This window comes from Paenibacillus sp. CECT 9249 (assembly GCF_918697855.1).
Taxonomy (GTDB): domain Bacteria; phylum Bacillota; class Bacilli; order Paenibacillales; family Paenibacillaceae; genus MSJ-34.
This window is the reverse complement of the sequence record NZ_CAKKLI010000034.1, coordinates 38,755-53,435: the sequence shown is the minus strand read 5'-3', so window position 1 is coordinate 53,435 and position 14,681 is coordinate 38,755. Positions and strand designations below refer to the sequence as shown.

Here is a 14,681-nt window from a genome sequence, read left to right as displayed (position 1 = left end):
ATACAGGATAAATGATGTGAAAAAGTAGACTGGGGACAGGGGAAGAAGATCCCCATACCCCAGCTTACTTTGGTACGTATGAACGGAGATGCACGAACTTAAAGGACGCCGTCAGGCGTTTTTCTTATATTTCGGATGGAATGCGGCGATTTCGTGTATACTAGAGTATATATTTGGCATTGGTTTGTTCCGTACATAACGGTTGACGGGATGGCATACGAAACGAGGTGTATGATTTGACAGAGCAGGAACTGCTTGATTTTATGAGAGAAACGGCCTATAAGCCGATGACGTATCAGGAGTTGGAACAGCATTTCGGCATTGCCGACTCCGAGCAATTTAAACAATTTCTGAAGCTGCTCAACAATTTGGAACAGGAAGGGAAAATCATTCTGACGCGTTCCCAGCGTTACGGCATTCCGGAGCGGATGAATTTGCTGCGGGGCCGGCTGCAAGCTCATCCGAAAGGGTTCGCCTTCCTGATCCCGGAGGATCGGGATCATCCCGATGTCTATATTCATGCGAACGATTTGAAGAGCGCAATGAACGGCGATACGGTATTGGTGCGCATTACGTCGAAGGGGACGGCCGGCGGCCGGCTTGAAGGAGAGGTCGCGCGCATCGTGAGCCGGGCGATCACGCAGGTGGTCGGCGTATTCGAGAACCACGAATCGTACGGGTTTGTCGTGCCGGACGACAAGCGGATCAACCGGGATCTGTTCGTCCGTCAGGAAGGCTTCAACGGCGCGGTGACCGGCCAGAAGGTCGTCGCCAAGATCGTGAACTATCCGGAGGGCCGCGCGGCGGCGGAAGGGGAAATTATCGAAATACTCGGCCATAAGGACGATCCGGGCGTCGACATCTTATCGATTATTCGCAAGCATCAGTTGCCTGAGGCGTTTCCGGACGAAGTGCTGGAAGAGGCGTTGGCCGTTCCCGATTCGATTACGGAAGATGAAATTGCGCAGCAAGGCCGCCGCGATTTGCGCGGGCAGCGGATCGTCACGATCGACGGCGAAGACGCGAAGGATTTGGACGATGCGGTCAATGTCGAGCGCCTGCCGAACGGCCATTATAAACTGGGCGTGCATATCGCCGATGTCGGTTATTATGTGCGCGAGAAATCGAGCCTGGATCAAGAGGCGTACCAGCGCGGCTGCAGCGTTTATTTGGTAGACCGCGTCATTCCGATGCTGCCGCATCGTTTGTCCAACGGCATTTGCAGCTTGAATCCGCAGGTGGACCGGCTGACGCTCTCGTGCGAAATGGAGTTTGACGAGCATATGAAAGTGGTTCGCCACGATATTTTTACGAGCGTGATTCGGACTGCGGAGCGGATGACTTATAGCAATGTGCGGAAAATATTGACCGAGCCCGACGAACATCCGGAATTGATGGACCGTTACGCCGGGTTGGTCGACGATTTCAAGCTCATGCGCGAGATGGCGATGCGGCTGCGGAAAAAGCGGATGGCGCGCGGCGCGATCGATTTCGATTTTCAAGAGTCGAAGGTCATTGTGGATGAGAACGGGAAGCCGGTCGATATCGTCAAAAGAGAGCGTTCGATCGCCGAGATGATTATCGAGGAATTTATGCTTGCGGCGAATGAAACGGTGGCCGAGCATTTCCACTGGCTGAAAGTACCGTTTGTCTACCGGATCCATGAAAATCCGGATGACGAGAAGCTGCTCAACTTCATGCAGTTCGCCGCCAATTTCGGCTATGTCGTCCGCGGCAAAGGCAATAAAGTGCACCCGCGGGCTTTGCAGACGCTGCTGGAGGAAATTCAGGGGACCAAGGAGCAGACGGTCATCAGCACGATGATGCTGCGGTCGATGAAACAGGCCAAGTACGATGCCGAGAGCTTGGGGCATTTCGGTCTGGCGGCCGAGTTTTATACGCATTTCACATCGCCGATCCGGCGTTACCCCGATTTGGTCATTCATCGCATTATCCGCGAGGTGGCGGAGAACGGCGGACAGCTGCCGCCCGGCCGCGAAGAATACTTGGCTTCGCGCATGCAGGATATCGCGCAGCAATCGTCGGAACGCGAACGGGTGGCGGTCGAAGCGGAGCGGGACACGGAGAAGCTGAAGAAAGCGGAGTTCATGCTCGATAAGATCGGCGAGGAATTCGACGGCATTATTAGCAGCGTAACCAGCTTCGGCATGTTCGTCGAACTGGACAATACGGTAGAGGGGTTAATCCGGTTAAGCGGAATGACCGACGATTATTACCATTTTCACGAGCAGCATATGTCGTTAATCGGCGAGCGGACGTCGAAAATATACCGCATCGGCGACGAGGTGAAAATTCGCGTGGCCGGCGTCAATATGGACGAGCATACGATCGACTTCGAAATGGTCGATATGAAGCCGCGCCGGCAGAGCATGAACGTCGTTGACGGATTCGGCAAGCGCAAGGGACGCGGCGAACGCGGAGCAGGCTTCGACGGCGGATTCGGCGGGAAGCGCGGCGGCAAAGGCGGCAAAGCCGGGAAAGGCGGAAAGCAAGCCGGCAGAGGACGCAGCGAAGCCGGAGCGCCTGAAGGCGGCGACGCCTCCGCGAGCGCCGGGCGTGTGTTTGGGTTCGGCTCGGGCAAAGGCGGGTACGGAGGCCCGACAAGCAGTGCGAACGGCCAAAGCAAAGAGAATGGCGGCCGCGCCAAGAAAGGCAAGAAGAACAAAGGAATTGCGGCTTTTGTGCGCAAAAAGAAAAAATAAGTTAGAAAAAGACGCCTACTTCTGGATCATTTATGCAGGGTTGGCGTTTTTTTATCGGAACGTAAATGCAGTATAGGCTTTGACGGGGCGGCGAATTCATGTTATTTTAATCTTCGTTCGGTATAATGTAGTGGGTATAAGGTGACTGGAGGGGAACCGATGCGCAAAGAGAGAATCGAAGAAATTACGCTGCTGCGCGCGATGGCATTTCTTGCGATCGTACTGCAGCATTCGATAGGGGAATATATTTATCGGCAAGATATACTGCCGCAGGATGCGACCATGCTCGGGATGCTGTTTCATTTTACCCGTTACGGGACGTTGACGTTCGTTTTCTTGTCCGCCATGATTATGTTCTACAAGTACGAAGAGGATAAGCTGTCGTACGGACCTTTTATGAAGAAAAGGTTTACCGATATATTCGTCCCGTTTATGTGCTGGACCTTTGTTTATACATGGCTGATCCTCGGCCCTCCTTGGAACGGGGCGGGACGATTTGTAACGGAATATGGCAACCAACTACTTAGCCCGACTTACGGGTATCAGTTATGGTTTGTCGTGATGATTTTTCAGTTTTATTTGTTGTTTCCCGTAATCTTATGGGTTACCAAAAAGGTGAAAAACGCGTTTATCCGGCGATGGGGAGAGCGTCCCAAGGCGCTTTCCGTTCGCGTTGGAATCCTGATGCTCGGCTGTGCCGTTCTGTATGCCGGCCTGTTGTGGTTATCGTATTACCGGTTATTCGATATTAGCCGCGGCATGACAGGGGTATGGAAGTGGCTCATTGACCACCGTACGTTGCTGCTACTTTTTTATTGGTTTTATGTGGCGCTCGGCGCGGTATGCGCGTTCGGCCTGCAGCGGTGGCGCTCGTTTATCGAGAAATCGTTCGCGTTGAACTTGCTATTGTTCGTCGTCCTATATATATGGCTTGGATATGAATTGCTGTCGAATTCGTCCGGCAATTTTACGCTGCAGCCGTCGACTTATTTGCGGCCGATTACCTTTATGCTTATTGTGCCGAATTTGTTCGTGATGTATGCGATCGCGCTGCATATCCAACGGATCGGCGGGGTGATGCTCAAGGTGATGCGTTGGATCGGAACGTACTCGTTCGGCGGATTTCTGGCGCATGCGCTCGTCTTGTCGATGGTTGCGCAATTGACGCGGCCGCTGCAAGGCGGCGGGTATCATTTATGGATGACGGCGGCGACGTTTGTCGTTGTTGCTGCCGGCTCGCTAGGTTTGACGAAGCTGATCAGCATGCTGCCTTTCGGCAGATGGATCGTCGGCTCGACGGGCAAACGGCGCAAAGGCGCCGCTGCCGGTGGTTCTTCCGGCCGGGCGGTGACGCGAGCGCAGTCGACGCGTTCGGCGAATTAAGTAAGGCGAGTCTCTCTCCTATCGATTTGGACGGGGACTCGCCTTTGTTGTTCCATGCGGCCTTAATGGGCTGGCGTGACGCGGGCGACGATGCCGTTGTGCACTTTGATCGTGCCGTGCCGCAATATTTCAAAGCCGTTCTCGTACACGTAGAGGCCCATTTGCCGAATGTCCATTAACTCGCGATACGTATGGTTCATTACGTCTTCCATTATTTTGTAGAATAGCTTCGTTTTGAGGTGCAGGCGCGGTGTCGTCATCACGACATAGCCGCCGGGCTTGAGGAATTTGCGATGCCATTCCATCACTTCCGGCTTCAAGGCATCGGGGAAATGCTCAAGCAGGCCGACGCTGAGCACGACGTCGAACTCCGGTCCGAAATCGAGATTGCGTATGTCGTCAATCAAATAATAGATGTTCATTTGGCTTTTGTACCATACGCGCGGCTGTCCGGTGACCGGATCGGTTCCGAGAAACGGATACGTGTCCGGGAAGTCGCCGAAGCGATGCGTGCGGCAATACTCGTCGTAGTCGACGAGTACGACTTCGCCGCCCGGATACATCGCATGCAGTTGCATCGCCTCATATCCTTCGGCGGCGCCCAGGAACAGGATGCGCGGGCGTTTGAGATCGAGCCCTTGGAATAGCGCTCTTTTGCCGCGGGGATCCCAAATGCCGTCCTGGATGCGGTGGGCATAGTTCCATATGCCGAGCTTCACGTAATCGCCGAGCGCCGCCTTCACTTCGCGCATCTGGAATTTGCGCATATGCCGCCACAACGCTTGGCCGGCTTCGCTCATTTCGCTTGGCACGTCCTTCTCGAACCATTCGTGAAACGAACGGTTGAAATATTGCCATGCGGTATGGGCAGGCATCGCTTGTTCATGCTCGCGCTCCCACTGCTTCCGGGCTTCCGCCATATTTTCGACGCGATACGGTTTGCCGATATCTTGCCAGCGCAGCTGCGACCAATCCTTCACCTGATTGGCGTCGATAAAACGTTCCCAATGTTCGTTGCGGGCATTGCGCAGATCGACCCGATAATTCGGCCGTTTGACCGTCGTTTCGAAATCGAGTTCGGTGTAAGGGAAGCTGTACGATGATTGCTTTTCGTGGTTTTGGACAATCATATGAATACTCCTCCTTTTTTACGGATAGCGACGTGCTTGTAGCGCCTTTGTGCATGTGCGGATGATGAGGTATTGTTATATGGCGGGATTTTCGCCAAGGTCTTATTTTGACGCGATTATCGCTTTGTTTGGTTGAAAATGCGGGCTTTCGGTGACGATCGATGAACGGTAAGCGGCGATGTCGCGGCTAACGGATGCAGGGGACCTTATTTGGGCAAAATTGAAACTTTTGGAAATGTAACGGAAGTGACGGACCTTATTTGCGGTCATTCGTTCATTTTTTGATGGCAAAACAAAGAATAAGAGCGCTGGGTTCCGTTAGAATTTGAATAGTCGGCTTTTTTGCAAATTAAGGTCTTCTAGTTCCGTTACAAATGTTGCACGTTCATCGAGAGGCAGTTTCAGCACGTACCTATCTCGTTTTCACAATAACGCCACTCGCAGTCGTTGGTTTCTGTAACCGGACAGAAGCGGGAAATGAACAGCAAAGATTACGGATAGCGAATGCGCTTACATGTTTGAAGCTCCAATGGTTGCAAGCGATTAAGAATGGGACTGACAGGGGCGGTTGATGCGATTTGTTTGTTATCCAGTCTAGTTATAGCGGTCGGTAGTTTTGGTGTTTGGAGTATGGATAGACGGGCTATTTTCAAGGTGTTGGCTATTTGTGGGATAAAATGTTAATCGAGTTAAATTTTTGTGTCGTTAAAGATACCTTGCGTTGGCATCGAGCGTGTTTTACAGAGTCGGCAAAACCTTATTCTTTATTATACTTTACTTTGCATTGATTTGTACCATAAAACATATTGATACAAGCGATTGAAACTCTTGATTTTAGCGGTTGAATTTTGCTACAATTAATGTCTGATCCGATCTTTCCATTGCTGTCCAAGAGACAGATACGATACGAAAGCCCATTCGGCAAAAAATTTCGATGATGAAGGAGTGAGAGCATGGGTAAGAAGAGTGACGGCAAGCAGCTCGCTCAGAATAAGAAAGCTTCCCATGACTATTTCATTGAGGAAACGTTCGAAGCGGGCATGGTACTGACAGGAACGGAAATTAAATCGATTCGGATGGGCAAGGCGAATATTAACGACGCTTTCGCTACGATCCGAAACGGGGAAATGTTCATCCACAATATGCACATCAGCCCGTTCGAGCAGGGCAACCGGTTCAACCCGGTCGATCCGACCCGCGCGCGCAAGCTGCTGCTGCATAAGGCGCAAATTCACAAGCTGCTGGGCCAGTCCAAGCAAGAGGGATATTCGATCGTGCCGCTCAAGATTTATATCCGCAACGGCTACGCGAAGCTGCTGATCGGTCTTGGCAAAGGGAAGAAGCAATACGACAAGCGCGAATCCGCCGCCAAACGCGATGCGCAACGCGATATTCAGCGGGCGCTGCGCGAGAAGCAGAAAATCGCGCGCTAACATGCCATTTCCGCAGGCAACGGCGCTTGGTTGATTCGATTCATCGCACCACAAGCATCCAACGCTTCCAACAACAAATTCTGTGGAGGCGGGGGGAATGTGGTATAATATATATGTAGCATTTTATGCACAACTTTTGCTCGAACGAATGGACGATCCATTCACGAACGAGCCCATTTCGGGGGCGTTTTTGGATTCGACGGGGATAGTTTGAGCATGGGTAGCGGGTAGTGGGGACGCGTCCGCTTCAACAACGCTAACGCCAAATTTAAACGGCAAACAACAAAACAACTTCGCTTTAGCAGCTTAATAACCTGCTAGCGAGCTTCTACCCTGCATCGCCCATGTGCCGGGATAGGGGCCCAACCTTAGTGGGATACGCTGTCCAGTCTCCGCCTGGGGCTGGCTGAAGAAGACAATCAGGCTGACCTGAGAAGAACCCGGTTGCAGGGGGCCTCCTCAGGTGACATCAAAACTGCAACTACACCCGTAGAAGCCTGTGTGGCGATATTTTCGGACAGGGGTTCGACTCCCCTCGCCTCCACCATGTAAATCCACGACTGCATGAGGTTGTGGATTTTTGCTTTTCATCGATATTTATCTTACTATGATCGAGTACGTGAATAGGAAATCTCGGTTCACGGCGTAATATGTTATAGTAGTTCTATTTATGAAAGAAGTGAAAAAATGAATGAAGAGACATCAGAAAAAAAGTTGCTCTATTTGGATGGGATTAGGGGACTTGCGGCATTTGCCGTGGTCATTTCACACTACATGCAAGTGTTTTATCCAGCTGCGTTAAATGGAAGACCAGAACAAGCTCATTCTGAATGGGATATCTGGTACGGACATTCTCCGATTAATTTATTTTTTAATGGACAATTTGCCGTTTGTTTGTTTTTTGTGCTAAGTGGTTATGTGCTCAGTGTCAAAATGTTTGAAAAAGAGATCGATGGTGTAACCTTTCAAAAATTGTTGCATTCTTCCGCCATACGAAGGTACATTCGGCTTGCTGTGCCGGCAGCTGTATCCGTATTGCTTGTGTATCTAGCAATTATTATGAAAGCCTTTCATCTCCAAGAAATATGGGAAATAACATGGACGGATATGAAAAAGGACTACTACGCTTTAGATACAAATGTATATACCGTTATCAAGGCTGCTATTTTTGATCCGTTTTTCCGTGTTAAAGCACATCCTTATAATCCAGTCCTTTGGACAATGAGCTATGAGTTATTAGGTTCTTTTTTTATTTTTGGTTTTCTTGCTTTATTCGGACGAGTGAAGAAAAGATGGATGGTGTATGCGGTCTTATCCATTGCTCTTATTCAAACCTATTTTGTCGCTTTTTTGTGGGGGATGCTGCTCGCCGATTTGCTCAAGCACAAATGGATCCAAAGTAAAGTAACGACAGTACTTGTGCTTCTAATGGGGATTTACTTAGGTTCGGCGCCTTATACTTCATTAATGGGAACTATGTACGAACCCGTAGAAGTGTGGACAAAAAATATCAATGAATGGATACAATTTAACATCGATCCACGACTTCTTGCACGAACCCTAGGCTCTGCTATGATTTTGTTTGCTCTGCTTCGTTTAAAAGTGCTGCAACGTGTATTTGGGTGGAAAACATTCGCTTATTTAGGTAAGGTTTCATTTTCCCTTTACCTCATTCATTTCACTCTCCTAAATACGTTCTCTGCATTCCTGTTTAGTAAATTGATTCATTATTATAGTTATAATCTTGCCTATGCAATTACGTTTATGGTTTCTATGGTGCCATTATTTATTTTGTCGCATTTTTATATGAAATATATCGATCAAGGCGCATTAATACTAGCTCGAAAAGTTGAAAAAAAGATGACCACACAAACTGAACAGAGGCCTTTCCCGCAAGAAAACGATAAATATACAGCGCATACGAAATGATTGTATGCGCTGTTTTTGTGTAAAAATCCCAAATTGCTCTTTGCATAGTTTATTGCTTTTGCTGGATCTTATCTTTAACTAATAATACGTAGAAACCTTGTACCGTAAGCAAAATTAGCCATACGATAGTAATAAATATCCCTGTTCCCTCATGGTAAAACCATATTTTCCCTTCCTGAATTGATTGTTTAAGCCCAGATAAAAATTGTGGAGAAGATTCCATCCGTAACCACACATTAATAATGATGTGAACAATGATAAACAACGTTAAATGTTTAAAAAAATCCTCGCGAGTGCCCATTTCTTTAGCTAAATTCATGATTTATCAATCTCCTCTTGATGTAAGAAATCCAAAATTTAGTCTATACAGTTGCTTAGTTTTTCAAATCCACATATGCTACTCCTTAACGATGATGTCATATGGCTATTTATAACATTAACGTTAACGTATAGGTCAAGTAAAAAAATAAATTTTTAAACGAAGGGTTTTTGGTGAGGCGACGGCAGAAGATTGTGGGAATTCTTTAACATTGCTTAGTCCTCAAAACTAATTTATAATACAAGGCTAGTAACACGGCGTTAGGAGGAAACAATGGAATTTATTAAAGAGCAACTGGACAGATATGGCATGAGCGAACAAACCATTGGTTATCTTTCGAATATTATCATGATTGTATTTATCGCTGCGGTTTGCATATTGGCAAATTTTATAGCTAAAAAAATCGTGCTGAAGACGATTATTCATCTCGTTCATAACAATCGGTATACGTGGGACAATATCATTGCCGAGAAAAAAGTGTTCCACAAGCTGTCGCATCTCGTGCCGGCGATCATTATTTATTATTCTGCGCCCATCTTTCCGGCATTTCAAACTTTGATTGAAAAAGCCGCACTAACTTATCTGACTATCGTAACCATCATGGTGTTGAATGCGTTGCTCAATGCTTTTGAGGCGATTTATCGCTCGTTTGAAGTCTCTAAGATCAGGCCGGTCAAGGGATATATTCAGGTTGCCAAGATCGTTCTATTTATCATTGGCGGCATTGTGGCGCTCTCGAATCTCATCGGTCAGAACCCGTTGATTATTCTCAGCGGATTAGGCGCATTGTCGGCTGTTCTCATGCTCATATTTAAGGATTCAATCCTAGGCCTGGTGGCAGGCGTTCAATTGTCTGCTAACGATATGGTGCGTGTCGGCGACTGGATTGAGATGCCTAAATACAATGCCGACGGCGACGTGATCGACATTACATTGAATACGGTAAAGGTCATGAATTTCGATAAAACGATCACCATGATTCCCAGCTATGCCCTTATTTCAGATTCGTTCAAAAATTGGAGGGGAATGAAAGCATCCGGCGGCAGAAGGATTAAGCGAAGCGTCTATATCGATACGAATAGCATCTCTTTTTGCACGAAGGAAATGATTGAGGAATTTCAGAAGATTCATTACCTTACCGAATATATCAATACAAAATTAGATGAAATTAATACGTACAATCTGGAACATAATATTAATACGGATAGCAAAGTGAACGGAAGACATCTTACGAACATTGGCGTTTTCCGAGTGTATATACTTCAATATCTCAGGAATCACCCGAAAATTCATCAGGATTTGACGCTGATTGTCAGGCAGTTAGCGCCGGGAGATAACGGGCTGCCTTTGGAAATCTACGCTTTCAGCAATGATACCGACTGGAAGGTGTATGAATCGGTCCAGGCGGATATTTTTGATCACATTTTTGCAGTCGTGCCGACATTTGGGCTTCGTACCTTCCAAAATCCAACAGGCCACGATATTGGCCGTTTGAAAGAAAGCACTGAATATGTGCGCGAGGGAAGCGGCTTTATAAATTTTTAAACTTTATCCTGCCTAATTTTTAAGATCTCCTCTTTAACCTTAAGGTAAGGCAAAGGAGGATAACCTTATGAAAAAGTGGTTCTATGCAATGATCATTTTGTTGTTGCTGGGCTGGGGCATCCATACGTTCCAACAAAGCGAAGAATTGGATGAGGTTCTGCCGCCGGAAGAGTCGGAATTGCGGCTGCCGGAGCTTTCACATAACACGCTGACGATAAACAGGAGCGAGATCCATAAAGGCGATTTATTGCTTATTAACACCCAGTATCCGGTACCAAATCATGCGGAGATTCAGGATGTAGTCAATTTGTTCGAACAGAATCATTTGGTGGATGGCTTCGGGATTTCTGACAATAGCGTTGAGCTGCCGCTTGACATGTTGAAGAGATTTACCGCGATGATCGAATCGGCTCGCGCGGAGGGCGTCAATCATTTTCTGATCAATAGCGGATACCGGGACTTGGAAAAACAAGCCGAGCTGTACGAGCAATTGGGTTCGAAGCAAGCCAATCCGCCAGGCTACAGCGAGCATAATTTGGGGCTGTCGATGGATATCGGTTCCTCGCTCGGCTTGATGAAGGACGCGCCTGAAGGCAAATGGCTGGAGAACAACGCCTGGAAGCATGGTTTTATACTGCGCTACCCGGAGGATAAGACCAATATAACGGGCGTCATGTATGAGCCCTGGCATTTCCGGTACGTCGGGCTTCCCCATAGCGCAATCATGCAGGAACATGACTTTGTGCTGGAGGAATACCTGGAATATTTGCGAGAGCAGGGGACGGTTTATGCGGAAGTGGAGGGCAAGGAGTACAAGGTATCCTATTACCCCATCCAGGCAGAGCGAAGCATTAAGGTGCCGATAGAAGGAAGCTATACGGTTTCCGGCAATAATACGGATGGAGTTATTGTCACGACTTGGGGCGGCGATCCGGTATCGGTTGGGATGGAAGACAGATGATCATGGCGCAACGCTTCAAACTGCAGCACGCTGTTTTTGCCGTCTATTTATACCTATTAATCAAAATTATTCTGTTCAAGTTCAATGCCATCGATCCTACGTATTTGATTCGGCAGCTTGGAATAAGCTGGCATGAACCGGCACGCGTGGCGCTGAGGATACAGCAAGGGAATTTGATGCCTTTTCATGAAATTGCGAGCGCGCTGGAATACGGAACAAGCCATGGATTCGTGAATCTGTTCGGAAATATTGCGATTTTCATGCCATTCGGGCTGCTGTTAGGACTGCTTGGATCAAGCAGGGGAGAAAGGGGAGCAACCGCCATGCATGTGCTGGCGCAGTCATTCGGCCTCAGCCTGTCCTTGGAAATTTCGCAAGCGGTATTCTCCATGGGAACCTTTGATGTGGACGATATGATTTTGAATTCATTCGGGGGGCTTGCGGGATTTATGGTGTATGCTTTGTTTGCCCAACTAAGAGAGATCCGATGAAAATTTTAGAGCGAGTTGAACATACCGGGGACTAACTTGAGGAAAGCAAGACAAGAAGAGGATGGAGGGAGAAGCGGGTCAGCTATGTTGCTAACGCTTCGTTCGTAATCTTTTGAATATCGATCGGAGATTGCGATCCTTCGCGAACCATATCGGGCAATATATGTTGCAGAAAATAATCGACGCAATGAAGCTTGATTCCTTTAATTTTGATCAGAGCGTTTCGATACATCACGATAAATTCTTTTTCCGTATTGCCTCGTTGCAATTCTGCAAAGGCCTCGTAGATCTGATCCAGTTTGTCGGCAACCTCCAATATTTTCCCCTCTACCGAATCGTCTTTGCCTTCGCGCAGTTGTCTCCGGAATATGTCCTTAAATTCCTCAGGAATATGCTCGTCAATGAAATGGGCGACCATTCCTTCTTCTACTTTTTGCAGCATGGCTCGCAGTTCCAATGAATAGTGCTTCACAGGCGTCTTAATATCTCCGATAAAAATTTCACCGTAATCATGGCTGCTTGTTATTTCGTATAGCTTTTTCCAATCCACAGCGACTCCATTGCTTTCTTCGATATCCGCCAATGTTTTGGCGTATTGAACCACCTTCCAGGAATGAGCGGATACACTATGTTCCTCAAACTTGAATCTGCCGGGGCATCTTATAATTCGCTCTAAATCGGTTAACGATTGGAAATACGTATGAATGCCCATATTCGAACTCCTTTCTCGATGAATGTATTGTTTTGCATATTGCTTTATGTATAGTATACATGTTGTTTGTTAACGGATGATTAACTTGAAGGTTTTTACATTTCCCTTTGCATCCTTAACTTATACAAGGTAATATTAAACTAAAATTTCGGTGAAGGAGCAATCATGCATAACGATTTAACCTCCCTTTTGCTTGTTGTTGCACTAGCTTTTTTGGTTCCCATCGCACTTCAATATTTTAATTTGCGCGTCATTCCCGTTGTGGTCGCCGAGATTTTCGTCGGGCTTATCATAGGGAATTCCGGGTTTAATCTCATTCAGCCGGAGGGGTGGGTTAGCCAGCTTTCCACGTTGGGGCTTATCTTTCTTATGTTTTTGAGCGGGCTTGAATTGGACGTGTCTCTCTTCAAACCGAAGAAGACTTCCCAAGCGATTCTGGCCCATCTGCCGAAGGATCATTTTAAGGACGAGCTTAGCACAAGAAAACCGCCGAATCCGCTCATGCTTTCGAGTATGGTCTTCCTTCTGATCGCGGCCGTCTCCTACGGATGTGCCGTATTATTGCAGCAATTACACTACATAACCGAGCCATACTTGTTCACCATCATGATTGCCTCGATTTCCCTCGGGGTGGTCGTGCCCGTATTAAAGGAGAAAAAACTGCTGGATCACGCTTATGGGCAAACTTTGCTGATGATCACGATCCTTTCCGATTTAATCACCATGATTCTGCTTGGCGTCTATATTAGCTTGCAGTCCGGCAATACGAACAGCTTGTGGCTGCTCGGCTTGTTCTTCGCGCTCGTCTTCGTGATCTACCGCTTTGCGGCGAGGTTTATACGTTCCAAATTCATAAGCAAAATTAGCGGGGGAGGCACCGCCCAGTTAGGTACGCGCGCGATCCTCGCTCTCGTCCTCATGCTCGTCGTATTAAGCGAGACGCTTGGGGTGGAGAGCATTCTCGGCGCCTTCCTGGCCGGGGTGATCGTATCCCTGTTGCGTCCGTCCCGCGAGCTGGTCCATCAATTGGAGTCGTTCGGTTACGGCTTCCTCATTCCGATCTTTTTCATCATGGTCGGAGTAGGTTTGGATATCCCCGCCCTGATCACCAACTGGAAGATCGTAGCGCTCATTCCGCTGTTAATCGGTCTCATTTTTGTGGCGCGGTACGTTCCTACCCTGCTGCTTGGCTTCTGGTTCCGCTTCAAATACGCTTCCTCCGGGGGGCTGCTGATGGCCAGCACCTTAAGCCTTGTGATCGCTGCGGCTTCCGTAGCTTACGACCTAGGGATTATTTCAGGCGAGTTGCAAGGCGCGGTTATTTTGGTCTGCGTCATCAACTGCCTGCTGTTCCCTGTGCTCTTTAATAAGCAGGTGCCTAGGGCGCAAGCCGCGCGGGTGCGGGCTTCCTTGATCGGGGCGAATCATGTGACGCTGCCCGTCTCTCAGGATCTCCTGCAAGATGGCTTTGACATTACCATTTATAGTGCGGACGCTTCGATCGGCGATGAACAATCCAAGCAGGATTATGGACGATTCCCGCTTACCGTGGTTTCCGATTTAGACGGAGATACCCTGCTGCGGGCAGGCGCGTTTCATACCGATGTGATCGTTTTCGGCTCCATGGACGAACTCCAAAATGCCAAGCTGGCTCGACAGGCCAAGTCCCTGGGACTTGAAAACATTATCGTTCGGGCGGAAAGCCCGGATCTCATTCAATCGCTGCAATCCGAGAACTTCAACGTCTTCTCGACGTTGTTCGCTTCCCGGATGCTGCTGAAAGGGCTGATCCAGTATCCGAGCGCCGTCATGCTGATTGCGCAGGACGATTCCTTGCAGGAAATCAAGGTTCACAATCCGAAATACAGCCACGTACAACTTAAGGAATTGCCTTTCCTCGGCGATGCGTTAATTCTGCGGATCTATCGCGGAGACTCGATTATCATTCCGCACGGAGCGACGCAACTGCTGACGCAGGACCGCTTGCTGGTCAGCGGCAGCGCCGAATCGATCCAATCGCTTAAGGAGGAGTTGGAATAAGGATTGGGAAGCTTT

11 protein-coding genes and 1 other RNA gene are annotated in these 14,681 nt (G+C 48.2%); 9 read left to right on the top strand and 3 right to left on the bottom strand.

Features of this window, described 5'->3' with window-relative positions; translation table 11 throughout:
• Positions 1-236 precede the first annotated feature (236 nt).
• Both rnr and LQ229_RS19745 read left to right on the top strand, forming a co-directional pair.
• The gene (gene rnr / locus LQ229_RS19750) at positions 237-2,723 is read left to right on the top strand and encodes a ribonuclease R (protein ID WP_290370058.1); all 2,487 of its coding nucleotides are present in this window, start codon (positions 237-239) and stop codon (positions 2,721-2,723) included.
• A gap of 159 nt (positions 2,724-2,882) precedes the next feature.
• The gene (locus LQ229_RS19745) at positions 2,883-4,106 is read left to right on the top strand and encodes an acyltransferase (protein ID WP_230192645.1); all 1,224 of its coding nucleotides are present in this window, start codon (positions 2,883-2,885) and stop codon (positions 4,104-4,106) included.
• Between the two features lie 62 nt (positions 4,107-4,168).
• On the opposite strand, the gene LQ229_RS19740 is transcribed toward LQ229_RS19745, so the two are convergent.
• The gene (locus tag LQ229_RS19740; RefSeq protein ID WP_216541385.1) at positions 4,169-5,236 is read right to left on the bottom strand and encodes a class I SAM-dependent methyltransferase; all 1,068 of its coding nucleotides are present in this window, start codon (positions 5,234-5,236) and stop codon (positions 4,169-4,171) included.
• A 953-nt stretch (positions 5,237-6,189) separates the two neighbouring features.
• Between LQ229_RS19740 and smpB the strand changes: the two genes are divergently transcribed.
• The 3 genes from smpB to LQ229_RS19725 all read left to right on the top strand — a co-directional run bounded on the left by smpB (position 6,190) and on the right by LQ229_RS19725 (position 8,598).
• Positions 6,190-6,669 carry an SsrA-binding protein SmpB gene (gene smpB / locus LQ229_RS19735; protein WP_216541384.1) on the top strand — a complete coding sequence of 160 codons (480 nt, stop codon included), beginning with the start codon at positions 6,190-6,192 and terminating at the stop codon, positions 6,667-6,669.
• A gap of 180 nt (positions 6,670-6,849) precedes the next feature.
• Positions 6,850-7,216: a transfer-messenger RNA gene (ssrA, locus tag LQ229_RS19730) on the top strand.
• A gap of 140 nt (positions 7,217-7,356) precedes the next feature.
• Complete coding sequence (locus LQ229_RS19725; protein ID WP_216541383.1) at positions 7,357-8,598, top strand: acyltransferase; 1,242 nt, start codon at positions 7,357-7,359, stop codon at positions 8,596-8,598.
• Between the two features lie 49 nt (positions 8,599-8,647).
• On the opposite strand, the gene LQ229_RS19720 is transcribed toward LQ229_RS19725, so the two are convergent.
• Positions 8,648-8,917 (bottom strand): 2TM domain-containing protein, encoded by a 270-nt coding sequence (locus LQ229_RS19720; protein WP_230192644.1) that lies wholly within the window; start codon positions 8,915-8,917, stop codon positions 8,648-8,650.
• 273 nt (positions 8,918-9,190) lie between these two features.
• On the opposite strand from LQ229_RS19720, the gene LQ229_RS19715 reads away from it, so the two are divergent.
• The 3 genes from LQ229_RS19715 (at position 9,191) to LQ229_RS19705 (ending at position 11,914) form a co-directional block, all read left to right on the top strand.
• On the top strand, positions 9,191-10,462 hold the full coding sequence (locus LQ229_RS19715) for a mechanosensitive ion channel domain-containing protein (protein WP_230192643.1): 1,272 nt from the start codon (positions 9,191-9,193) through the stop codon (positions 10,460-10,462).
• Positions 10,463-10,529: 67 nt separating this feature from the next.
• A complete protein-coding gene (locus tag LQ229_RS19710) occupies positions 10,530-11,423 on the top strand; it encodes a M15 family metallopeptidase (protein WP_230192642.1) in 894 nt (297 codons plus the stop codon).
• Positions 11,420-11,914 carry a VanZ family protein gene (locus LQ229_RS19705; RefSeq protein ID WP_230192641.1) on the top strand — a complete coding sequence of 165 codons (495 nt, stop codon included), beginning with the start codon at positions 11,420-11,422 and terminating at the stop codon, positions 11,912-11,914. The genes LQ229_RS19710 and LQ229_RS19705 overlap by 4 nt, the downstream gene beginning before the upstream one ends.
• Before the next feature lie 82 nt (positions 11,915-11,996).
• Here the strand turns inward: LQ229_RS19705 and LQ229_RS19700 are convergent, their stop codons facing one another.
• Positions 11,997-12,626 (bottom strand): YfbR-like 5'-deoxynucleotidase, encoded by a 630-nt coding sequence (locus LQ229_RS19700; protein ID WP_216540234.1) that lies wholly within the window; start codon positions 12,624-12,626, stop codon positions 11,997-11,999.
• 165 nt (positions 12,627-12,791) lie between these two features.
• Between LQ229_RS19700 and LQ229_RS19695 the strand changes: the two genes are divergently transcribed.
• Complete coding sequence (locus LQ229_RS19695) at positions 12,792-14,666, top strand: cation:proton antiporter (RefSeq protein ID WP_230192640.1); 1,875 nt, start codon at positions 12,792-12,794, stop codon at positions 14,664-14,666.
• Positions 14,667-14,681 lie beyond the last annotated feature (15 nt).